The organism is Mesorhizobium sp. M0184, from assembly GCF_040322215.1.
Lineage (GTDB): Bacteria > Pseudomonadota > Alphaproteobacteria > Rhizobiales > Rhizobiaceae > Mesorhizobium.
Window position 1 is genome coordinate 1 of sequence record NZ_JAMYSZ010000114.1, and the last position, 622, is coordinate 622.

Here is a 622-nt window from a genome sequence, read left to right on the forward strand (position 1 = left end):
GAGCTCCATCAGGCAATCGTCGTCGACCTTGCGCGGCACGTAGTCGAGCGCGTTTCTGAGGAAGTGCACGTAGCAGCGCTGCCAGACCGCTTCGGGCAGCACTTCGCGGATTGCCGCCCTGAGCCCCGGATGGTCGTCGGAGACGACGAACTCGACGCCGGCGAGCCCGCGATTCTTGAGCCCCGTCACGAACTCGCGCCAGCTCGAATGGCTCTCCCGGTTGGCCAGCTCCACGCCCAGAACCTGGCGCCGGCCCTCCCAATCCACGCCGATCGCCACCAGCACCGCCTGGCTGGCGATCACGCCCGCCTCGCGAGCCCGCTCGTAGCGCGCGTCCAAAATGAGATACGGATAGCTTTCCTCGAGCCGCTGCGTGAAGAACGCCTTGAGCGCCTCATCCAGCCGCATCGTCGCCTCGCTCACCGTCGAGGCCGAGAAAGAGTGGCCGCACAATTCCTCCGTCACCGCCTTCACCTTGCGGGTCGAGACGCCCTGCACGTACATCTCGACCAGCGCCGACACCAATGCCTTCTCCGAACGCTGGTAGCGCTCAAACAACTCCGTCGAGAACCGGCCAGCCCGATCCTGCGGAACGCGAAGCTCCAGCACCCCGACCCGCGTC

1 protein-coding gene is annotated in these 622 nt (G+C 66.2%); it reads right to left on the reverse strand.

Annotated elements, in window-relative coordinates; translation table 11 throughout:
• Nucleotides 1-622, reverse strand: a 622-nt coding sequence (locus tag NKJ23_RS34550; protein ID WP_352685204.1) for an IS256 family transposase, incomplete at both ends; no start/stop codon positions are given.